Consider the following 21,514-nt stretch of genomic DNA (forward strand, 5'->3'; position numbering starts at 1 on the left):
CCGGAGCTACTCTTGGTGTGCCTCAATATTCCTCCAGTGCCAGTAGAGCCCGCCGTTACTGTTCAGGCTGGTGGTGCCTGTTGATTCAGACCAAACGACTATCGTATTTCTGCGGGAGTTGTGCTGGAAGGCTTGAGTGGGGGTAAGTTTGCATACCGTTTGAGTTACCTCCACCGACCAGGACGCTGCCACCGCCAGCCCTTCACCTTGTTTGGCGGTCTGCGTTGAGTTCAAAGCCGATTATTTCTGCACCACCTGAGTAGCCCATAACCCATAGCTTGTTACGGTCGAGCGGATGGCTATTTTAAAACCAGGTAGCATAACCCCTGAAGAATCACGCGTGCTACCGCTGGCACATTCCAACATCACACCGGGCTCGCATATGAACAAACGGCATTGGGTCAGTATCTGGCCGGTGGATTTGCAGGCCCCGGCTTTCCCCTCCCTGAGAGGTGAGGCCCGCTTTCTTCCAGATTCCAGCGTCAGGTAGTAACCGAAAGAGCGGCATCATCGGTCTCTTTAGCGTCAGTCAGCCCAAAATTTGGGGGTAGCTGTTGCACACGGTCGCTGATGGGCTGAGAAGGTTTAACCGCAGGGGGGACCTCTGGGCGTGTATCCCCGGCACTCACCTGGGAGGTAGGCACTTGAGTCTGAACGCGTTGGCGTTCACCCTCTACTTGCTGTTCCAAACTTCTATCACCATCGCCAGCTTCCGGGCGGCGATCTGAGACCCGCTCAAAGCGGGCGATTCCAAAGTTGAGGTCATGGCCGATGCTTGAGGCATCGATTTCAATACTGGTGCCTTGCGACCCGTCACTGCGTTCAAACTGCTTAACTTTCAGGCGTCCAGTTACTAACACGGGCTGACCCACGTGAAGACTGCGGGCACTATTATGAGCCAGTGCTCGAAAACAATTGACGGTGTACCAGTTTGTATCTGATTCACGCCACTGCCCTGTTGAATTATCAAACCAGCATGGAGTTGATGCTAATCGGAAATTAGCTAGAGGGATATTTGTCTTCGGTAGGTATTTTTGGGTGGGGGCGGTGGCAATGTAGCCTCTCACGGTCACGGTATCTGTCATGGCTCCTCCTTGAGCTACTGGGGTAAAGGTTGGGTAGCTTTAGCCTGACACTCCAGGAAGAGGTCTTGAAAGGAGCCTGGGCGCTGTGGATAAACTTACTGACTTGGGGAGCTGAGGTTTCTGGGACTTCTGAAACAATGTGGTGACTGTGAGACGCGCTCACCAAAGTTTGTGTCGGGTTCTGTCCACAGCCGTTGACCAGCGGCGCATGAGCCACCTAGGTTGTTTCTACACCGTTATGGAGGAGCGATCATGGTCTATAAAAATATCGAAGCTGAGGTTGTGGCGGGTATAAAGCGCAAGGAACCTTCCTGGGTACGAGATGATCCCAGCCGAACGTATTTCCTTGAAGAATGGCAGAACGTGCCGCGCACGCAGCAGGCTATGTTTGAGCACCTTTGCCTTTTGGTCTTTCAAAATGGGCTGTGGTGGAGCGTAGTCCTAGGTAAGCGAGAAGCTATCAGCAGACACTTCAAAGGGTTTTCTCTAGAGGCTGTTGCTTCTCTTACCGAGCACGATATTTCTCAGATGCTATCCGATACATCCATGATTAGGAATGAAGCTAAAATTCGGAGCTGTATCACCAACGCACAGACTTTGCTTCATCACAACATTAATCTTCCCGACTTATTCGAACAGGCTTTTGACTCACCCGCCATCTTTGACTCGGTCAGTGAGCTACCCAGGACTTTAGAGACGACAGATAGGATTGCTGACGATCTCAAGGACGCTGGCGTGCAGCGTGCCGGTCCGGTTGTGTGCTGCGCTCTAGCCCAAGCAACGGGGTTCATTAGGCTAGGTGCCTAGCCGTATACGGCTGGAATGGATGAGCCGGGCAATGACCATTAGCCAGCATGATCGAAGTAGGCTTGCACAGCTGTACTGGCAACTTCGTAGCCGATGTTTACATCACTAAAGCCATGAGAGAGCAGGGCTATAGAAAAAGTATTATCTTCTGTCTGCACCACGCCTATAGAGTTGACGTACCAGGTACCCGCCTCGTCCTGAATCCACCCGTTTTTAACAGAGACCTGCTGAACTTGCTTTCCAAAAACAGTCTGGTTTTTTTGAGAACCCACGCCCCAGAGTTGCGACCAATCATTCGGATTCATCGTTTCTAAGAGGTATTCAGCATCGGTCTTACTGATCCAGTGGATATCTTCAACGATAAACCGCATAATCTTGACGTAGTCCTCTGCCCAGGTCTGGTTATTACCCCAGGTGCCCTCGCTGCGAGTCTTCGTAGCACCCAATAATTCGTAGGTTTTGTTAAGGGATTGAGAGCTTGCCTCTGAATCGGTGCCGGGCCCCGTAGTGCCAATCCGTCTAAATATTTCTGTGGTGGAGGAGTTATCTGAAAAACTGATAGCAGCCTCGATGAGCGCTTTTTCTTCCTCCGTTAGAGTGCGCTGTTCAAAGACTGCACGGCGCAGAAGAGTTAGAGCTATGGGAACTTTGACAATTGAGGCTTCATAAGACCACTCATTAGCATGGTGGAGGAAGGTTTTATCTTCTTCATGATTGTAGACGGCCAAGCTAATCGTTGCTGAATGCTCAGTTTCAAGACTGGACAGAGCCTCATTGATATCCACGTCTTTTCGATCATTAAGGTGTTCCTGCCCGGAAGCTGTGATTTGTTTTCGGTCCCCATCGCCTCCGCAACCTACCAGCACAGGCCCTAAAGCTAGAAGAGCAGCAGTCGCTTTGAGCGTGCTTCTCCGCGAGCGCGCAGTGGGGTGTAGATTAGCATCGCTAGAGGGAAAGAAAGTTCGCTGGGACATAGGTCAAGTCTATTCTCAAGTGCAGTATCTACTGCTCTAAATGAGAGGATAGTTTCACAATAAATAGTTGATTAAACAAATATCCCCCACCTCTTTGATGAGGTGAGGGATAGGTGAAGTGCCCCAGGAGGGAGTCGAACCCCCGACCAAGAGATTAGAAGGCTCCTGCTCTATCCACTGAGCTACTGAGGCTGAACGTGTTTTATTCTAGCGTGGGTGCACCTCAAAGTCATATCAGCGGTAGAGTTCCACGCCCCCGGAGGCTCAGGCTAAATTGAGACCTCATAAATCGATGAACGCTGGGCACGGCGCAACACTCGGCGCGTAGCAGGGTCTAGGAAGACCAGCCACGATGCGTAGGCAACGCTGATAACCGCTGCGATTAGGCGACCGATATTCTGATCAAAATCTTCAAGGTAGGGTGATACCGCCAGCTGATCTGAGACCGCGTAAATCATAAAGAAGAGTGTGGTTAAGAAGTAGAAATCGAGCTGCCAGTCTGTTCTAATGCCGGCTACCACTAAGAGCGGTATAAACCAGAGTAGATACCAGGATTGAATCATGGGTGAGAAGAGCACCACGAAGCCGATGGCGAGACCGGTTCGCTTCACCAGGTTCTCGTCCTTTCCGATGAACATAGTGAGTACGGCAAGACCCATACCAATCAGTTTGCCCAGGCTGAAGAAAGCATCTCTGATGCTGTTGGCTAGATCATTATTCCCGGTCATCGAAACAATAATCTGGTTGATCTGTAGGCCCAAAAACCCGATAAGGGTGTACCAGATGTACTGGCCACCTGTCGTTGAAAGAGCAGAAATCCACCCAAAGCCCAGACCAGAGGCCCAGCCCAAGAGAGCTAGCTCGGCCACCGAAACTGCCAAGGTCAGCGCCCAAAAGACAAAGCGACGGGGCCAGCTGGCCCCTCGTCCAGCCCAAAACAGCCCGATGAAGGGCAGGGCTACCAGGGCTATGGGCTTTACAGCTACCGCCAGAGTGACCAGGGTTGCACCTAGAATGCCGCCCACTGCGTCCCTCCGGGAAGCTGCGTGGTAGACACCGGCGAGGATAAAGCCCGTCATCAGGGCATCATTATGGCTAGAGGTAATGAACGCTGCAATAAATAGGGGGTTTGCGACCACCAGCCAGTTAGCGCGCGTCCCATTGATTCCGTGGAGTTTAGCCAACTTCGGCACATAAATGGCAATCAGGATGACGCCCAGTATTGCTACACCTCTAAAGAGGTAGAGGGCAGTATCAACAGACTCCCCCGCCATACCTGCCACTATCTTTTCGATCCACAAGAAAACAGGCCCATATGGTGGTGCAGATTCCGCCCACATGGGATCTGCCCCGTACTGGAAGAAATTGTTGACTGCGGAGACCCCGTATTCGTAGGGATTGAGGCCGGCTTGCATGAGACGCCCCTGAGCAAAGTAGGAGAAGACATCGCGGCTATAAAGCGGGAAGGCGAACAGTTGGGGGGTGATCCAACATATGGTGGCAGCCCAAACCCATCTCTTAGCCCGTTCATCCCAGACCATGAGTTTTTGCACCATACGCAACCATTCACGGCAGAGCATCATGGCACCAATCACCAATAAAGCAATGCAGGTAATCAGACCAGGGGTGGTGTAGCGCAACGGAACAATCCACTCAACACGGCGGAAGGGGGAAGCATCTGCTAGCCATCCCACACCGAATGAAGCAAACATCACTAGCAGGGACCCAATGGTGCCGAAAATCAGCGTTCTTAGGGGGCTACCTGTTACATAGTGCGCAGTTTTGCTGTTATAGCGGTGCACCGGTTTGCTGGCGGTAGTTGCCTCCATATTTCTGGGGCTCATCGTTCTCCGTGAGTTGCGCTGTTAAAACATCCACGATTTTACCCGCCCGTTGCTCTCATCGGCACCGATGCTCATCCCCCGCTCTCAATAAATTATGGTTTTTACCTCTAAGACCAGACAAGTATCAGCTAGGGCTAGTACATTGGTGGTGTGTCTATTAGTAATGAACGAATTGTTTGGGTCGACTGTGAAATGACCGGTCTGTCCTTAGAGAATGATGCTCTGATTGAAGTGGCAGCCCTTGTTACCGATGGTGACCTCAATATTCTGGGTGAAGGCGTCGATGTAGTCATCAAACCGGCCCCAGGCTCTCTTGAGCAGATGGATGATTTTGTGCGCAACATGCACACGGATTCTGGTCTTATCAATGAGTTGGACGGCGGCATTAGCATGGCTGACGCAGAGCAGCTGGTCCTGGACTACGTTAAAAAATGGGTTCCAGAACCCCGAAAGGCTGTGCTGGGCGGCAACTCTATCGGTACCGACAAGACCTTCCTAGTGCGGGATATGCCACAACTCATTGATTATCTGCACTACCGGGTGATTGATGTGTCAACGATTAAAGAACTATCTCGCCGCTGGTTTGAAAAGGCAACCTACAACGCCCCTGCCAAGACCGGCAATCACCGGGCTCTAGGTGATATCCGTGATTCGATCGATGAGCTCCGCTACTACCGCGGAACCATCTTTGTACCCGCACCTGGTCCGGATAGCGCCACCTGCCAGCAGGTAGCTCGCCAGGTGAGTGAAACCCGCCAAGAAGTTAACTCTGTTTAGCTCCCATGAAAGCAGCTCACCGTGATAACTCACCTAGAATTCAGGTGAGGATGGTCACCCCGCGAATCACAGACTCAGTTTTACAGCTGGTAAAAATCTGTGTAAGCTATTACCTGTTGCCAAAACAAAAGCAAAAGAAATTTAGCTAGCGTTTTAGTAAACATGGTGGTCGTAGCTCAGTCGGCAGAGCGCCTGGTTGTGGTCCAGGAGGTCGCGGGTTCAACCCCCGTCGATCACCCAGAATAAAGAGGGCCGCTACGGTAAACGTAGCGGCTCTCTTTTTATGTGCCCTTCTAAACCCACACGGTAAGGTTGAGTTATGACAGTTCTACCCATCGTTGTGCACGGTAACCCCGTGCTTCACCGCCCGGCTGCACCCGTTACGTCCTTTGATGATGACCTAAAGCAGCTGATTGCTAATATGTATGAGACGCAGGAGCTTTCCAACGGGGTGGGCCTTGCAGCTCCCCAGGTGGGAGTCGGTTTGCGGCTCTTTACCTATAAGTTTGACAACGAAGACGGAGTGCCCCCATTGGGTGTTGTTGTCAATCCCCTGCTCACCCTGGGCAAAATCTCAACCTCAGAGCCTGATCCCGAAGAAGAAGTTGAAGGATGCCTCTCCTTCCCCGGTTATTCCTTCCCGCTCAAGCGCGCTGAATGGGTTACAGTGAGCGGCCAAGACGCTGATGGCAACCCCCTGAAATTTGATGCTACAGGCTGGTTTGCCCGCGTCATGCAACACGAAACAGATCACCTCGATGGAAAACTCTATGTCAACCGCCTTAACCCCCGCTACACCAAGAAGTATAAAAAAGTGGTGAAAGCTGAGGGGTGGACTGTTGACGGCAACAGCTGGGTGCCGGGTGTAGACCCGGACCCCTTCGGTCACTAAGAATTCAAAAAGACGCCCGCTCAACTGAGCGGGCGTCTTAAGTATTGTAGGGACGGGGTGCCCTATAAGCCGGGTTCTGTACTCGTTGCCGAGCGGCAATCATCCATCTAGACCCACCATTGCTCGTGGGTTCAAGCAGCCTACCCGGGCACTTCGCCGCACTGGCTACTAGCATGCCCTGTTTGACCTTGCTCCGAGTGGGGTTTACCGAGCCACCCCGGTCGCCCGGGGTGCTGGTGAGCTCTTACCTCACCGTTTCACCCTGACCGCACCAGAGGTGCGGCGGTCTATTTTCTGTGGCACTGGCCTGCAGGTTACCCTGAGTCGACGTTATCGACCACCCTGTGCTGTGGAGCCCGGACTTTCCTCGAAACCTTAGGTCTCGCGATTGCCCAGGCACCCCGTCCACCTCTCAACTTTACTACACTAAAAACTATGCTCATTCTTCTACCGCCCTCCGAAGGTAAGACTCCCGCCACAGGTACTAGCCCCGTTGAGATAGGTGATTTATCGTTCGCGCAGCTCACCGAAGCCCGCGAGCGCGTGGTGGAGGAGCTAGCTCGGGTTAGTGCAGAAGAAGGCGCCGCTGAACAGCTCAAGGTCGGTAAGTCCTTACTGGCTGAGGTTGAAAGAAATACTCGCCTCTTAGCTGAGCCAGCTGCACCTGCGGCTCAGGTGTACACCGGGGTTTTGTTTGAAGCGCTTGATTTTGCAAGTTTAGGTACTGCAGCTCAAGAAAGCGCTGTTCGGTCCCTTCTGGTGATTTCCGCGCTCTGGGGTGCGGTGAGCTTAAAGGACCGCATCCCGGCTTACCGTCTCTCAATGGGAGTGAAACTAGGTAACTGTGGGAATCTGGCTAAATTTTGGGCCGGTGAGCTGACGTCGGTTCTATCTGATGCCTTCGCCGGTCAGTTGATTATTGATTGCCGGTCAGCTGCTTACGCTAAGGCCTGGGCACCTCAACCTCAGCTCACCTATGCGGTAAGAGTTGAGAAGATGCTGCCCGACGGCAGCCGCAAGGTGGTCTCACATATGGCGAAGCACTACAGGGGTTTGCTGGCCCGATACCTGATCGATGAAGGCCTTACGAACATCAACGATATTGAACAGCTACTACCCCGGCTCTCCCCCAAGTTCACCGTGGAGCTGAGCGCCGCAACAGATAAAAGGCCCGGCACCCTCACCCTGGTGGTGAAAGAGTAGGACGCCGGGCTTGAGGTTCTGGCCGTAGCTGGAGTTAGCGGGTGCTGGCTGAACCGCTCATCTTCCCGGTTGAAACGGTGAAGTCCCAGGGGTCGGTGTTGAGATCAGAAATATAGGTGCTGATGGTGAACCCACGGTCCGCTAAGCGTTCGGTGAGCAGCTGAGCTGCGCCGTCCATCCACAACCATTCGCTGGCGAAGTGTGAGCAGTCGATGAGCGCCGGACCGCCGGCTATCAGAGCGTTTTCTCGGAGTTCTGATGCTGGGTGGTGGCGTAAATCAGCGGTGATATAGACATCTGCGCCGCTCTTGAGTGCCTCTTTGAAAAGAGAGTCCCCAGCACCGGTGCACAAAGCCACTTTTTGCACTTGAGTATCTGCCCGCCCGGCAACGCGTAGCCCTGCTGCGGTGGCAGGTAGAAAGTCCGCGATTTTTTCAGCTAGTTCCTTGAGTGTCATAGGCAGGGGTAGCCGACCAACCCTGCCGATGCCTACCTGCACCTGGCTGCCGTTGACCTCAACGCTCTGGTCATCAGCTAGCACCTGACGTTCGCTGATGCCGAGCATGTCCATAAACGCGTCGTTTGTGCCGTGGGGGGCTGAGTCCACGTTGGTGTGGGCGGCCAGCAGGCCGCAGCGCGCTTCGATCAGGGTGTGGGTGATTTCGCCCTTGTAGTCAGTATCAGGTAGAAAGGAAGCACCGCGCAGCAGAAGCGGGTGGTGGGTAATGAGCAGACCGGCCCCGCGTTCTGCTGCTTCGGCGGCGGTTTTCACCGTGGCATCTACCGCAAAGCCAACAGTGAGCACGGGCGCGTCCTTTCGGCCCAGCACAAGACCGCTAGCGTCCCAGTTTTCGGCCCAAGCCGGGGGGAAAATCTCGTGAAAGGCCGTCACCACATCATGGAGGGTAGGTATTTTCGTATCAGTCATGCCCCTATTCTTTCATTTGGGTAGCCTACTGAGAAGTTCAACGCATCAGCGGGCACAGTGTTCTATTCGCCGGAATATTTAGGGCGCCCAGAAGGTTACAGATATATGCAGAATTTTGTTTTAGGCGGAGGCTGCTTCTGGTGCATCGACGCCGTATACCGCAATATCAAGGGTGTCACTGCCAGCATCTCAGGCTACACCGGGGGCGCTGACCCCAACCCCACCTACCAGCAGGTGTGCAGCGGAACCACCGGTCACGTAGAGGTAGTTAAGGTCGAATTCGACGACTCAATCATTGATGCTGACACGGTTCTCGATATTTTCTTCACCTCCCATGACCCCACCAGCTGGGACCGCCAGGGAGCGGACGTCGGCAGCCAGTACCGCTCGGCCCTTTACTACACTGATGAAGAGCAAAAAGCCATCTTTGAAAGGGCGATTGAACGAGCCAACCAGGTATGGGATAACCGGGTGGTAACTGTACTTGAGCCCCTGGGCACTTTCTATGAGGCAGAGGAGTACCACCAGAACTACTATGCTCGCAACCCCTACCAGGGGTACTGCATGGCTGTCATCAATCCCAAACTCTCAAAAGTGCGCCAACGTTACGCCACGTTTCTTCTCTCTTAGCCCAGCTACCCAATTCTCGTAGAATAAAACTGAACCTTCTTAGTCAATAACCCGAAAGGCTAACCCGTGTCAAAAATGTACAACAATGTCACTGAGGTCGTCGGCGGTACACCCATCGTCCGTCTTAACCGCTTGGACGAGAACCTGCCTGGCAACGTAGCCGTCAAGCTCGAGTTCTACAACCCCGCTAACTCCGTCAAAGACCGTATTGGCGTAGCTATCATCGACGCAGCTGAAAAAGCAGGCGCGCTCAAGCCCGGTGGCACCATCGTAGAGGGCACCTCAGGTAACACCGGTATTGCTCTGGCTATGGTGGGCGCAGCTCGCGGTTACAAGGTCATTCTGACGATGCCTGAGACCATGAGCAACGAGCGTCGTGTCATGCTCCGCGCCTACGGAGCCGAGATTGTTCTGACCCCCGGTTCTGAGGGTATGCGTGGTGCTGTAGAGAAGGCAAAAGAAATCGTTGCCAGCACCGAAAACGCCGTCCTGGCCTCCCAGTTCAGCAACGAAGCTAACCCCACCGTGCACTACAAGACCACCGGCCCCGAAATTTGGGAATCAACCGAGGGTAAGATTGACATTTTTGTAGCAGGTATCGGCACCGGTGGCACCATCTCGGGTGCTGGAAAGTACCTGAAAGAGAAAAACCCCAACATCAAAATTGTTGCGGTAGAGCCCAAGGACTCCCCTTTGCTGACCGAAGGCAAGGCTGGTCCCCACAAAATCCAGGGTCTGGGAGCCAACTTTGTTCCCGATACCCTCAACCGTGACATTTATGACGCTGTTGCTGATGTCAGTATTGAGGACGCTGTCTCAACGGCTCGTGCTTTGGGCACCCATGAAGGCATCTTGGGTGGCATTTCCTCCGGTGCATCGGTCTGGGCCGCACTGGAAGAAGCTAAAAAGAGCGAGAACGCTGGCAAGCTGATTGTAGCTATCGTGTGTGACTTCGGTGAGCGCTACATCTCAACCCTTCTATACGAAGATATCCGCGGTTAAACAATAAAGCCCGCTGAGCGCCACCGCCGAAATTTTCGGCGGTGGCGCTTTTTTGGGTAAAACAGGAATATGTTTGCCCCTACCAGCGGTTATACTCAACATGAAGAGATGCTTGCACGGTAAAGGATAACAATGAGTTTTATGGCGCGTTTGCGTGAGGATCTGGAAACGGTCCGCACCCACGACCCCGCTGCCCGCGGCCCAGCTGAAATTATGATTAATTACTCCGGTCTGCACGCTATCTGGGCACACCGTCTAGCTCACAAGCTCTGGCAGCAAGAGCGCACCAAGTCAATAGCTCGAACTCTCAGCCAGTTCACCCGCTTCTTGACCGGTATAGAAATCCACCCGGGCGCTATCATTGGTCGCCGCTTCTTTATTGACCATGGCATGGGCGTGGTCATCGGTGAAACCGCGGAGGTGGGTAATGATGTGATGCTCTATCACGGTGTCACCCTGGGCGGGCGTTCTTTGGAGAAGGGAAAGCGTCACCCCACCATCGGGGATCGGGTTACTATCGGTGCAGGCGCTAAGGTGCTAGGTCCGGTGATGATTGGTGCTGATTCAGCTATTGGTGGCAACTCAGTGGTAGTACACGATCACCCAGAAGATTCCATCATCACGGGCATCCCAGCCCGCTCCCGGCCCCGTACCGAGGACGCCAAGCTACCCCTGGTGGACGCTGTAGAGTATGTTGACCCCACCATGTGGATCTAAGAACCACAAAATGCCCCTGAGCCTTACAGCTCAGGGGCATTTTTACTCTTAGAAGAGATAAGTTTCCTAGTGGGTGTGGCTATCTTCAGCGTTGATTTCGCTGCGATCGCCGCTCCACTCGGTGTGCCACATGCCCTCTGAGTCAATACGACCGTAGGTGTGAGCACCGAAGAAATCACGCTGGCCCTGAATCAGGGCTGCGGGAAGACGCTTACGGCGCAGGGCGTCGTAGTAAGACAGGGACGAAGAGAAAACCGGCACTGGCACACCTTCAGCAGTTGCCTTAGCGACTACACGACGCCAGGAGGGTACGAGATCCTCGAGCAGGGCGGTGAAAGCGGGAGCCAGCAGCATGTTAGCGGGGGTCTCGCTCTTGTAGGCATCCATAATTTCGCCCAGCAGCTCAGCACGAATGATGCAACCGGCACGCCAGAGGCTAGCAATCACATCAAGCTTCAAATCCCAGTGGTATTCAGCGCCGGCCTTAGCCAGCATATCCATACCCTGAGCGTAAGAAACCAGCTTTGAGGCAAAGAGAGCCTTGCGGACGTCCTCAATGAACTCCTCATCACCATTGGCTACAGCGGTGGTAGCGATCAGTCCCTCCGGAAGCTGCTGCTGAGCCTGTAGACGTGCCTCAGGATTACCTGAAGACAGTGCACGGGCAAAGACTGATTCTGCGATACCTGATACGGGAGCACCAAGGTCAAGAGCTGCCTGCACCGTCCAGCGTCCGGTACCCTTTTGGCCAGCCTCATCAACAATGACATCGACCAGGGGCTTGCCAGTCTTGGCATCAACCTGAGCCAGAACGTCAGCAGTAATTTCAATGAGGTAGGAGTTCAGGTCAGTGGTATTCCACTGCTTGAAGATTTCTGCCTGAGCAGCAGGCTCAACACCGGCAATTGAACGCAAGAGGTCATAAGCCTCACCGATGACCTGCATATCTGCGTACTCGATACCGTTGTGCACCATTTTGACAAAGTGGCCGGCACCATCGGTTGAAATCCATGCACAGCAGGGCTCACCATTAGGAGCCTTAGCCGAAATCTTTTCTAAGAGCGGCCCGAGCGACTCATAAGCCTTAGCTGATCCACCAGGCATAATGGAGGGACCATTGAGCGCGCCTTCTTCGCCGCCTGAAACGCCAATACCCACGAAGTGCAGGTTCTTCTCAGCCAGTGCTCGCTCACGTCGGATGGTGTCGGGGAAGTGTGAGTTACCGCCGTCAATGATGACATCGTCTTCATCGAGCAGGGGTACCAGCTGATCAATCACGGCATCAACCGGTGAGCCGGCCTTCACCATGATCAGAATGCGGCGTGGTGATTCGAGTGAATCTACGAGCTCCTGAAGGGTCTCGGTACGAATGAAATCGCCATCAGCGCTGTGTGCAGCTAAGAGGGCATCAGTTTTTTCAACCGAGCGGTTGTGAAGAGCTACGGTGTAGCCATTACGTGCTAAGTTACGTGCTAGGTTAGCGCCCATCACGGCAAGGCCGGTCACACCAATCTGTGCTTTACGTTCAGTATTAGTTTCAGTCATGCCTTTTAGATTACGCTGATTTGCCCTATTTTTGGGCGTACGCGCTATGAGAGAAACAAAACGTTCACATGCTGGGAGCCAGGTGGCAACCCTCTACTGCTCCCGGTCATATGTATCAGTGAAAAGAACCCACACAGCCAGCCCGCCAATAATGAGAGCAACTACAGCAAAACCTATCCACAGCTGAACCATCATGCCCTGAATAATAAATGAAACAGACACCAGGAACCAGATAATAGAGAGGAACACAGCGGTAAAGTTGCGGGGCTTAAAGTTGCGTTTCACAGGTGGCTTTCCGGTAGCGGTCAGAAGAAGGTAGGACGTCGGGGCGACCTTCCCAGTCTAGCGCCAAGAAAACTAGACCGACTATCATGCCAGAACTGTTAAACCAGCAGAAACAAAAAGCCTCGCAGATTACTGCGAGGCTTTAGATGGTGGGTCCTACCGGGATCGAACCGATGACATCCACGGTGTAAACGTGGCGCTCTACCAGCTGAGCTAAAGACCCTTATTGAGTTATTAGTTACTGCAAGTAACTAACTGACAAAACCGAGGTTTTGTTCGTGGGTCCTACCGGGATCGAACCGATGACATCCACGGTGTAAACGTGGCGCTCTACCAGCTGAGCTAAAGACCCATCGTGTCGCGTGCTTGCGCTCTTGACAACAAGAAATACTTTACACAGACCGTTCGCCGCTCGCAAACCGAAAGAGGCACCGCTCGCCATAAAAAATCGTCTAGAGCACTGTTTGCCCCCAGAATTCAGGGGAAAATCAGTGAAAAAAATTTTCCTAACATCTTTACGCTGAGTTAAGTGAATGTTAGAAGTATTGCCTGCTGGCTCTCTCTTGAGACCGTCAAACCCCGCACGTTAGAGACAACAGTGCGGGGTTTGTGTAGGAATATCTTATTTACTTTGCTTCATCACCAGACGGGTAGCAGCCCAATCTTTAGAGGCAGCTTCAGTCGTGGTGACGTGCAAGCCGGCCAGCGGTGCCGCTTCCTGAACTTCTCCCGGGGCGACATAACCATCACGGCCAGCCTTAGGGGTCAGTAGCCACACCACACCGCCTTCATCGAGAGAAGAAAGAACATCCATCAACCCATCTACCAGGTCGCCGTCTTCTTCTCGCCACCAGAGCAGGATGCCATCCACGACTTCCTGGTCGTCCTCGTCAAGAATCTCCGAGCCGATGCAATCTTCAAGATCATCTCGAAGATCAAAATCAACATCATCGTCATACCCAAATTCCTGGATGAGATCCCCATCCTTGAAACCAAGCTTGACTACCGCATCTTTGTCAGCGGCACGAGTCTCGCTCACGAACGTCCTCCTTGAAGTTAGCGGGCAACTACTGCCCTCACCGAGCCCCACCCGGATGTGGAGCATCGTCAGTTCATCTACCACTGAACACGTAAACACCGCTCAAAGCAACAGAACACGACCAAAAGGGTGGCATCAAATTTCGCTGATAAGAAAAAATAGGTGAAGTGACAGCTATTTCACACCTAATAATCCCGGCGTGAAGACCGCCAGAGTGCCATTTTGTGACACCATAGTAGATAAGTTGTCTGAGCGACCCTAATGTTGCTAAAGACACCAACACCCAGCGCACCGCACATTTATCACCAAATGGTGCGCTATACCTACAACATAGAGAGGTTGGCTCGTGGGACCCTCAGAAACGAACGATCACGTTTTGAGTGCGCTGACAAACAGCTTCACCGACATTGACCCCGAAGAGACCGGCGAGTGGATTGAATCCTTCGACGAACTCGTCGAGACTCACGGCACCGAGCGCGCCCAGTTCATCGTGCGCTCACTCATGCAGCGCGCAGGCCAGAAGTCAATCACCGTCCCCATGGTGACCACTACTGACTACGTTAACACCATCCCCGTAGACCAAGAGCCGGAATACCCCGGTGACGAGCAGGTTGAACGCCGCTACCGCGCCATTCTGCGTTGGAATGCTGCCGTTATGGTTCAGCGAGCACAGAAGGCAACCATCAGCGTGGGCGGCCACATCTCCTCCTACGCAGGTATGGCGACCCTCTACGAAGTAGGCTACAACCACTTCTTCCGCGGCCGTAGCCACCCCGGTGGCGGCGACCAGCTATTCTTCCAGGGCCATTCATCCCCCGGTAACTACGCTCGCGCCTTCCTCGAAGGCCGTCTCAGTGAAGAGCAGCTCGACGGTTTCCGCCAGGAGAAAACCAAGGAAGGCACCCACCTGCCCTCCTACCCCCACCCCCGTAACCTGCCCGATTTCTGGCAGTTCCCCACCGTATCTATGGGCCTTGGCCCCCTGAACGCGATTCACCAGGCATCTTTCAATAAGTACCTGCACAACCGCGGCATCAAGGACACCAGCGACCAGAACGTTTGGGCATTCCTGGGCGACGGCGAAATGGACGAGCCCGAGTCACGCGGCGCACTGCAGCTGGCTGCCAACGAAAAGCTGGATAACCTCACCTTCGTGGTGAACTGCAACCTTCAGCGTCTGGACGGCCCCGTTCGCGGTAACGGCAAAATCGTTCAAGAACTTGAAGCCTTCTTCCGCGGTGCCGGCTGGAACGTTATTAAGGTTCTTTGGGGTCGGGAGTGGGACTCCCTGCTCGAAAAGGACACCTCCGGTGAGCTCGTCCGCGTTATGAACGAAACCCTGGACGGCGACTACCAGACCTACAAAGCAGAGTCCGGTGGCTTCATCCGCGAGCACTTCTTCGGGCAGACTCCCGAAACCAAGGAACTCGTCGCCGACATGACCGACGAGGAAATCTGGGCCATGAAGCGTGGTGCTCACGACTACCAAAAGGTCTACGCCGCCTACAAGGCAGCAGTGGATCACAAGGGTCAGCCCACCGTTATCCTGGCGCAGTCCGTCAAGGGATACGGCCTGGGTGCTAGCTTCGAGGCTCGCAACGCGACCCACCAGATGAAGAAACTGTCCATGGATGACCTCAAGCGCTTCCGTGACCATCTGCGCATCCCCATCTCTGACGAACAGCTGGAGAACGACCTGTATAACCCTCCTTACTACCACCCCGGTAAGGACTCAGAAGAGTACAAGTACCTGATGGAACGCCGCGCAGAGCTCGGTGGTTTCATCCCCGGACGTAAGAATATCCAGCCCGAAATCCCCCTGCCCTCCGAGAAGGCCTACAAGGGTGCGCTCAAGGGCACCGGCAAGCAGATGGCTGCCACCACCATGGCCTTCGTTCGCCTGCTCAAGGACCTCATGCGTGAAAAGGACTTCGGCCACCGCATCGTGCCTATCATCCCCGATGAGGCACGCACCTTCGGCATGGACTCCTACTTCCCCACCGCTAAGATTTACAACCCCAACGGTCAGAATTACCTGGCTGTGGACCGTGAACTCATGCTTGCCTACAAGGAATCACCCGAGGGCAAGATCATTCACGTGGGTATCAATGAAGCCGGTGGTGTTGCAGCAATGACCGCTGTTGGCTCGTCCTATGATACCCACGGCGAACCCATGATTCCTGTCTACATCTTCTATTCGATGTTCGGCTTCCAGCGCACCGGTGACTCCTTCTGGGCAGCCGCCGATCAGCTGGTTCGAGGCTTCATCATCGGCGGTACCGCTGGCCGCACCACCCTTACGGGTGAGGGTCTGCAGCACATGGACGGTCACTCACCGATCCTGGCCGGCACCAACCCCGCGGTTATTCACTATGACCCCGCCTACGGTTACGAAATCGCGCACATCGTCAAGCGCGGCATCGAGCACATGTATGGCACCGGCGATGAAGACCATAACGTCATGTACTACCTCACCGTCTACAACGAGCCGATCCAGCACCCTGTTCAGCCCGAGAACCTCGATGTTGACGGGGTCATTGGCGGCATTTACCGCCTCTCAGAAGCCAAGAACGATGGCCCCCGCGCCCAGCTTCTCGCTTCAGGTGTGGCCGTTCCCTGGGCACTGGAGGCTCAGCAGATGCTGGCTGAGGAATGGGGCGTTTCTGCTGATGTTTGGTCAGTGACCTCATGGACCAACCTACGCCGTGACGGTCTCGATGCAGAGCGTGTTCTGCTCAAAGACCCGGCAGCTACCCCGCGCAAGCCCTTCATAGAGGCTCAGCTCGAGGGCGCAACCGGCCCGATTGTTGCAGTATCTGACTACCAGACCGACCTCATGGACGGCGTGCGCCAGTTCGTTCCCAACGAATTTGCAACCCTGGGCGCTGACGGCTTCGGCTTCTCAGATACCCGTGCAGGTGCTCGTCGCTTCTACAAGATCGACTCAACATCCATCGTTGTCCGTACCCTGCAGATGCTGGCAAAGCGCGGTGAAGTTGCTGCCGACACTCCCGCTCAGGCCTTTGCTAAGTACGACCTGAACAACATCAACGCTGGTACCTCCGGTAACGCCGGTGGCGACGCGTAAGGTTACCACTAGGTAGCTCAAGGGCTGCTATTCCCCCCAGTAGGGGAATAGCAGCCCTTTCTCGTCTACTAAAAATTCGGTGTCGCTCATCTTTGAGGGATAAGCGACTGATTCTTTATCTTTGTGGTCTGCACAACGCAAATCTTCTACCAGGTGGAGGGCAAAAGAGGAGTAGGATAGTTATTTGAAAAAGATTCAAGAAACTTTCAAATTTCTTGAAAAGACAACGCTACTTCTAAGGTGGTTCACCCCTGTGATTGCCCTTCTATGTCCAGGTCAGGGAGCTCAAAAGCCCGGTTTTCTAACCCCTTGGTTAGAGCTGGACGGTGTGAGTGAGCACCTGCAAAAACTTTCAGCTGCAGCCGACCTTGACCTCATCCGCTACGGCACTGAAGCTGACGAGGAGACCATCAAGGACACTGCTATCGCTCAGCCACTGATTGTTGCAGCTGGTCTTGTAACGGGCAAGCTAGCACAGAGATTTCTCGGCGACCGCGACGTTATTTTTGCAGGACATTCGGTGGGTGAAATTACCGCTGCTGCCTTGGCTGGGGTGCTCACCGAAGAAGAAGCCATGAAATTTATTCGCGTGCGAGCAAACGGTATGGCTGAAGCTGCAGCGGCTACACCCACCGGCATGAGTGCCGTACTGGGCGGAGTTGAGGACAATATCCGCGAGGCCATTTCTGCTGCCGGTCTGACTGCGGCCAACTCAAACGGCGGCGGCCAGATCGTTGCTGCTGGTTCGCTAGAGAATTTAGCCGCTTTTGCTGAAAACCCGCCAGCTAAAACTCGTATCATTCCGCTCAAGGTAGCTGGCGCTTTCCATACCTCTTACATGGAAGCTGCTCAGGGGCCCCTCGCTGATTTTGCGGACACCCTGACGCCTAAGGACCCCACTTCAGCCCTTCTCTCAAACTTTGACGGTGCCGCTGTCAGGAGCGGTTCCGCTGCACTAGATTCCCTGGTAGCGCAGGTGACCCGCCCTGTACGCTGGGACCTGTGCATGGCGTCCCTATCAGAAGCAGGTGTTGAACACCTCGTAGAGGTAGCCCCGGCCGGTACCCTAGTGGGGTTGGCAAAGCGAGGTCTGCGTGGCACACCCGCTTCAGCGATTAACTCCCCCGACGACCTTAACGCGCTCACCGTAGCGCTCTCTGCCTAACACTGAAAGGACATCTAAGTGCCTACCCTCAAGCAGGCGGAACCCAACCGCTACTCACGCATTCTTGGCTACGGATCAGCCCGCGGTGACCTTGATGTCACCAACCATGACATCGCTGGCCCCATCGATTCATCAGATGAATGGATCGTCCAGCGCACCGGCATCAAAACCCGCCACCGCGCATCAGAGAACCTTTCCATTACCGATCTTGCTGTGGCAGCAGCCAAGGACGCGCTCGCCAACTCAGGTATCATTGGTGAAGATTTGGATGCGGTTATCGTTGCAACCGTAACCCACCCGCACGCTACGCCTTCCCTTGCTGCGCTGGTTGCCGACGGTGTTGGTTCCAAGGCACCTGCCTACGACATTTCAGCTGCTTGCGCAGGCTTCTGCTACGCGGTAGCCCAGGCTGATGCCCTCGTCAAGGCAGGCACAGCCCAGAACGTCCTGGTGATTGGTGTTGAAAAGCTTTCAGATTTTATTGATAACACCGAGCGCACCATCTCCTTCCTCCTGGGCGATGGCGCCGGTGCAGCCGTAGTTGGTCCCTCAGAGACCCCCGGCATAGGGCCAACCGTGTGGGGATCGGATGGCGCCAACTGGGAAGCTGTAGGCATGAGCCATTCCATCCTTGAGATTCGCAACCGTGATTTTGTTACTCATCCCGTTGAAGAGGGAGAGAAAATCTGGCCCACCCTACGCCAGGATGGTCAGAAAGTTTTCCGCTGGGCAGTGTGGGAAATGGCTAAGGTCGCACAGCAAGCCCTAGACGCTGCGGGTATCACCGCCGAAGATCTCGGCGCCTTTGTGCCCCACCAGGCCAATATGCGCATCATCGACCAGATGGTCAAAACACTCAAACTCCCCGACACCGTCCTCGTAGGCCGCAATATTGAGTGTGCAGGCAACACATCAGCTGCTTCCGTGCCTCTGGCAGTAGATGCTCTGCTTGATGAGCACCCTGAACTGTCAGGCAAGCTTGCCCTGCAGATCGGTTTCGGCGCTGGTCTCGTCTTTGCCGCCCAGGTGGTCGTCCTCCCCTAAAGCCTCTCCACCCCTAGGGGGAACTGACTAACTCTCACTCACCTCATCCAAACCTTTTTTGAAAAAAATGTTAGGTTTATTTCAAAAATAGTGGGCCTGATAAGCCGGTCAAACCCCGTTGGAGAGACTACACTCAACTGTGAAGACTAAAAGTAGCAGTAGCTGCTAGATGTCGCTTTGACCTCTTGAGAGGGGTTAGAGCACCCTACCTTCAGCGGCAGATGCCGCTACACCCTAGACAAAGGAGCCATCATGGCAGATCAGAACGAAATCCTCGCAGGCCTTGCAGAAATCGTCAACGAAGAAACCGGCGTTGAGGTTGAGGACGTTCAGCTCGAGAAGTCTTTCACCGAAGACCTCGACATTGATTCCATCTCAATGATGACCATCGTTGTTAATGCAGAAGAGAAGTTCGGCGTCACCATTCCCGACGAAGAGGTAAAGAACCTCAAGACCGTGGGTGATGCAGTAAACTTCATCGCAAACGCATAAGTTTACCCCCGGCAGGGTTGGGTGCGGATTCCTCCGCGCCCAACCTCTTTTATATATCTCTCGGTTCAACTCCCTCACTCAAGACTTAGTTCGAAGGACGCACAGATGTCTCGTAAAGTCGTTGTCACCGGCCTCGGTGCAACCACCCCCATCGGCGGGGATGTTCCTACTACCTGGGAAAACGCCCTCGCCGGGGTTTCAGGTATCACCACCATTGATGAGCCCTGGGTGACGGAGTACGAGCTGCCCGTTTCAATTGCAGGCCGGGTAGCCGTCGCTGCGGTTGAATCTGGCCGTCTATCTAAAGTTGAGAGCAAGAGACTTGATCCCTCCGGTGAGCTGGCTTTGGTAGCCGCTCGTGAGGCGTGGGAGGATGCAGGTTTTAGCGGCAAGGACGCAGAAGAGGCTGAAGAGTGCGATCCATTGCGCACCGCCGTTGCTTTTGGCACCGGTATCGGTGGAGTCTGGACTCTGCTGGACGCCTGGGATACTCTGCGGGAAAAGGGCCCTCGCCGTATGCTTCCCATGACCGTGCCCATGCTGATGCCCAACTCTAATGCGGCTGCAGTGTCCATGAATCTCAAGGCTCGCGGTTCAGCTCAGACTGTGGTTTCCGCTTGTGCTTCTTCTACCGAAGCCCTTGATTTAGCTCTCATGCTGATTCGTTCTGGCAAGGCTGACGTTGTTATCGCCGGTGGCTCTGAGGCAGCTATCCACCCCATGACTATCGGCGCCTTCGCTAAAATGCAGGCTCTCTCTACCCGCAACGACGACCCGGCTGCTGCTTCCCGGCCCTACGACAGCGGTCGCGATGGCTTTGTGATGGGTGAGGGTGGAGCCGCTCTGATTCTTGAATCAGAGGAACATGCTAAAGCTCGTGGCGCACGTATTTACGCTGAGCTTGCTGGCACCGGAGTCTCTGCTGACGCCCACCACATCACAGCCCCGGATCCCTCGGCCTTGGGTGCTACCCGCGCACTTCAAGAGGCTCTGGCAGACGGTGGAATCTCACCTGAGCAGGTCGTTCACGTCAATGCGCACGCAACATCTACCCCCGTGGGCGATGTTCCCGAGTCACTAGCTCTGCGTGAGGTTTTCGGCGATCATACCGGTTCGGTGGCAGTATCAGCCACAAAGTCAATGACCGGTCACCTTCTAGGTGGCGCCGGCGCCCTCGAAGCAGTACTAACTGTTCTTGCACTTCACCACCGTAAGGCTCCTTGCACTATTAATCTTGAGGACAAAGACCCTCAGATTGACCTTGATGTAGTGACTGATGCTCGTGACCTGCCCGCAGGTGACATTGCAGCTGTTTCTAACTCATTTGGTTTTGGTGGGCATAACGCTGTAGCGGCCTTCCGCAGCGTCTAGAGTCTAGTTAGAGTTAATCCTTTAGGGGCGGCACCTGGTGGTGCCGCCCCCTTGCTGTTCCCGGGCTTATGCCAGTTGCCTACATTTTTTGGTTGATGTGGGTGATATTACTTTGGGAACTAGCGGCGCGCAGCGGCTCCAGCTGCTCGTCCCAGGGCTCACCCAGCATGAGGGAGAATTCCTGATACAGTGCCTCAAAGCTACCTTCAGCCTGTTCAAAGGCGTACTTGACTCGGTCTTCGGTGACCGTGAAGTTACCCAGCACATCGGTCCCTACAGCGCAAATACCTAAAGATGGGGTGTACATGAAGCGCACGGCATCGGTGGTGAGGGTGGCTCGCTCAGTCACCTCAAAGAAGATACCATCGAAGACCCTGAGTGCTGAGGCGAGCTGAGCTGCGGTTCCCTGCTGACCTGACCAGCTGAGCTCCGCTCGCTGGTGACCGGGGCGGGCCGCTTGCTCTTGCCAGTTCAGGCTTACAGCATTTTTTACTACGCTCTCGATGGCCCACCGAAGGTGCGGGGTTATGGTTGAAGGAGCAGCATGGATGAAAAGGTGGCCACCAGTCTTCAGATGCTGATGTGAAGGCTGACTCAGAGGAGGGGGTAGAGCTGTCATGATTTTC

Annotated in this window: 21 protein-coding genes, 4 tRNA genes and 1 other RNA gene; 13 read left to right on the plus strand and 13 right to left on the minus strand. The window is 54.4% G+C overall.

Annotated features, from left to right (window positions below; translation table 11 throughout):
* Positions 1-6: 6 nt before the first annotated feature.
* Both M3668_RS00515 and M3668_RS00520 read right to left on the minus strand, forming a co-directional pair.
* The gene (locus M3668_RS00515) at positions 7-234 is read right to left on the minus strand and encodes a hypothetical protein (RefSeq protein ID WP_251378888.1); all 228 of its coding nucleotides are present in this window, start codon (positions 232-234) and stop codon (positions 7-9) included.
* Positions 235-482: 248 nt separating this feature from the next.
* Complete coding sequence (locus tag M3668_RS00520) at positions 483-1,085, minus strand: single-stranded DNA-binding protein (protein ID WP_251378889.1); 603 nt, start codon at positions 1,083-1,085, stop codon at positions 483-485.
* A gap of 252 nt (positions 1,086-1,337) precedes the next feature.
* On the opposite strand from M3668_RS00520, the gene M3668_RS00525 reads away from it, so the two are divergent.
* Entirely contained in the window at positions 1,338-1,892 is a 555-nt protein-coding gene (locus M3668_RS00525; protein ID WP_251378890.1) for a DNA-3-methyladenine glycosylase I, read from the plus strand.
* A gap of 38 nt (positions 1,893-1,930) precedes the next feature.
* Here M3668_RS00525 and M3668_RS00530 read toward each other — a convergent pair whose 3' ends face one another.
* The 3 genes from M3668_RS00530 to mptB all read right to left on the minus strand — a co-directional run bounded on the left by M3668_RS00530 (position 1,931) and on the right by mptB (position 4,710).
* Positions 1,931-2,866 carry a serine hydrolase gene (locus tag M3668_RS00530; RefSeq protein ID WP_251378891.1) on the minus strand — a complete coding sequence of 312 codons (936 nt, stop codon included), beginning with the start codon at positions 2,864-2,866 and terminating at the stop codon, positions 1,931-1,933.
* 119 nt (positions 2,867-2,985) lie between these two features.
* A tRNA-Arg gene (locus M3668_RS00535) sits at positions 2,986-3,058 on the minus strand.
* A gap of 77 nt (positions 3,059-3,135) precedes the next feature.
* Complete coding sequence (mptB, locus tag M3668_RS00540) at positions 3,136-4,710, minus strand: polyprenol phosphomannose-dependent alpha 1,6 mannosyltransferase MptB (protein ID WP_251378892.1); 1,575 nt, start codon at positions 4,708-4,710, stop codon at positions 3,136-3,138.
* Between the two features lie 150 nt (positions 4,711-4,860).
* Between mptB and orn the strand changes: the two genes are divergently transcribed.
* The 3 genes from orn (at position 4,861) to def (ending at position 6,379) form a co-directional block, all read left to right on the plus strand.
* The gene (orn, locus tag M3668_RS00545; protein ID WP_251378893.1) at positions 4,861-5,487 is read left to right on the plus strand and encodes an oligoribonuclease; all 627 of its coding nucleotides are present in this window, start codon (positions 4,861-4,863) and stop codon (positions 5,485-5,487) included.
* A gap of 165 nt (positions 5,488-5,652) precedes the next feature.
* A tRNA-His gene (locus M3668_RS00550) sits at positions 5,653-5,725 on the plus strand.
* Between the two features lie 81 nt (positions 5,726-5,806).
* Entirely contained in the window at positions 5,807-6,379 is a 573-nt protein-coding gene (gene def, locus M3668_RS00555) for a peptide deformylase (RefSeq protein WP_251378894.1), read from the plus strand.
* 49 nt (positions 6,380-6,428) lie between these two features.
* Here def and rnpB read toward each other — a convergent pair.
* Positions 6,429-6,783: RNase P RNA component class A (rnpB, locus tag M3668_RS00560), an RNA gene on the minus strand.
* 31 nt (positions 6,784-6,814) lie between these two features.
* Here rnpB and M3668_RS00565 point away from each other — a divergent pair.
* Positions 6,815-7,582 (plus strand): YaaA family protein, encoded by a 768-nt coding sequence (locus tag M3668_RS00565; RefSeq protein WP_251378895.1) that lies wholly within the window; start codon positions 6,815-6,817, stop codon positions 7,580-7,582.
* Between the two features lie 34 nt (positions 7,583-7,616).
* On the opposite strand, the gene M3668_RS00570 is transcribed toward M3668_RS00565, so the two are convergent.
* Entirely contained in the window at positions 7,617-8,510 is an 894-nt protein-coding gene (locus M3668_RS00570; protein ID WP_251378896.1) for a Nif3-like dinuclear metal center hexameric protein, read from the minus strand.
* A gap of 105 nt (positions 8,511-8,615) precedes the next feature.
* Here M3668_RS00570 and msrA point away from each other — a divergent pair, with 105 nt between their 5' ends.
* From msrA to epsC, 3 genes are all read left to right on the plus strand, one after another.
* Positions 8,616-9,140: a peptide-methionine (S)-S-oxide reductase MsrA gene (msrA, locus tag M3668_RS00575; protein WP_251378897.1), complete on the plus strand. Its 525-nt coding sequence runs from the start codon at positions 8,616-8,618 to the stop codon at positions 9,138-9,140.
* A gap of 75 nt (positions 9,141-9,215) precedes the next feature.
* Positions 9,216-10,142 (plus strand): cysteine synthase A, encoded by a 927-nt coding sequence (cysK, locus tag M3668_RS00580; protein WP_251379674.1) that lies wholly within the window; start codon positions 9,216-9,218, stop codon positions 10,140-10,142.
* A 132-nt stretch (positions 10,143-10,274) separates the two neighbouring features.
* Positions 10,275-10,859 (plus strand): serine O-acetyltransferase EpsC, encoded by a 585-nt coding sequence (gene epsC / locus M3668_RS00585; protein WP_251378898.1) that lies wholly within the window; start codon positions 10,275-10,277, stop codon positions 10,857-10,859.
* Between the two features lie 66 nt (positions 10,860-10,925).
* Here epsC and gnd read toward each other — a convergent pair whose 3' ends face one another.
* The 5 genes from gnd to M3668_RS00610 all read right to left on the minus strand — a co-directional run bounded on the left by gnd (position 10,926) and on the right by M3668_RS00610 (position 13,728).
* Positions 10,926-12,404, minus strand: coding sequence for an NADP-dependent phosphogluconate dehydrogenase (gnd, locus tag M3668_RS00590; RefSeq protein ID WP_251378899.1), 1,479 nt, complete (start codon positions 12,402-12,404; stop codon positions 10,926-10,928).
* A 93-nt stretch (positions 12,405-12,497) separates the two neighbouring features.
* Complete coding sequence (locus M3668_RS00595; protein WP_251378900.1) at positions 12,498-12,689, minus strand: hypothetical protein; 192 nt, start codon at positions 12,687-12,689, stop codon at positions 12,498-12,500.
* 147 nt (positions 12,690-12,836) lie between these two features.
* Positions 12,837-12,912, minus strand: a tRNA-Val gene (locus M3668_RS00600).
* 56 nt (positions 12,913-12,968) lie between these two features.
* A tRNA-Val gene (locus M3668_RS00605) sits at positions 12,969-13,041 on the minus strand.
* Between the two features lie 270 nt (positions 13,042-13,311).
* Positions 13,312-13,728 carry a DUF3052 domain-containing protein gene (locus tag M3668_RS00610; RefSeq protein WP_251378901.1) on the minus strand — a complete coding sequence of 139 codons (417 nt, stop codon included), beginning with the start codon at positions 13,726-13,728 and terminating at the stop codon, positions 13,312-13,314.
* A gap of 346 nt (positions 13,729-14,074) precedes the next feature.
* Here M3668_RS00610 and aceE point away from each other — a divergent pair, with 346 nt between their 5' ends.
* The 5 genes from aceE (at position 14,075) to fabF (ending at position 20,888) form a co-directional block, all read left to right on the plus strand.
* Positions 14,075-16,816 (plus strand): pyruvate dehydrogenase (acetyl-transferring), homodimeric type, encoded by a 2,742-nt coding sequence (aceE, locus tag M3668_RS00615; RefSeq protein ID WP_251378902.1) that lies wholly within the window; start codon positions 14,075-14,077, stop codon positions 16,814-16,816.
* A gap of 253 nt (positions 16,817-17,069) precedes the next feature.
* Positions 17,070-17,981 (plus strand): ACP S-malonyltransferase, encoded by a 912-nt coding sequence (locus M3668_RS00620; protein ID WP_251378903.1) that lies wholly within the window; start codon positions 17,070-17,072, stop codon positions 17,979-17,981.
* An 18-nt stretch (positions 17,982-17,999) separates the two neighbouring features.
* Positions 18,000-19,025 (plus strand): beta-ketoacyl-ACP synthase III, encoded by a 1,026-nt coding sequence (locus M3668_RS00625; protein ID WP_251378904.1) that lies wholly within the window; start codon positions 18,000-18,002, stop codon positions 19,023-19,025.
* A 252-nt stretch (positions 19,026-19,277) separates the two neighbouring features.
* Positions 19,278-19,517 carry an acyl carrier protein gene (locus M3668_RS00630; RefSeq protein WP_185174557.1) on the plus strand — a complete coding sequence of 80 codons (240 nt, stop codon included), beginning with the start codon at positions 19,278-19,280 and terminating at the stop codon, positions 19,515-19,517.
* Between the two features lie 105 nt (positions 19,518-19,622).
* Positions 19,623-20,888: a beta-ketoacyl-ACP synthase II gene (gene fabF / locus M3668_RS00635; protein ID WP_251378905.1), complete on the plus strand. Its 1,266-nt coding sequence runs from the start codon at positions 19,623-19,625 to the stop codon at positions 20,886-20,888.
* A gap of 79 nt (positions 20,889-20,967) precedes the next feature.
* Here the strand turns inward: fabF and M3668_RS00640 are convergent, their stop codons facing one another.
* Positions 20,968-21,507: a DUF3145 family protein gene (locus M3668_RS00640; RefSeq protein WP_251378906.1), complete on the minus strand. Its 540-nt coding sequence runs from the start codon at positions 21,505-21,507 to the stop codon at positions 20,968-20,970.
* Between the last annotated feature and the right edge of the window lie 7 nt (positions 21,508-21,514).

The sequence above is a fragment of the Rothia sp. P100 genome (assembly GCF_023712425.1).
Classification (GTDB): domain Bacteria; phylum Actinomycetota; class Actinomycetes; order Actinomycetales; family Micrococcaceae; genus Rothia; species Rothia endophytica.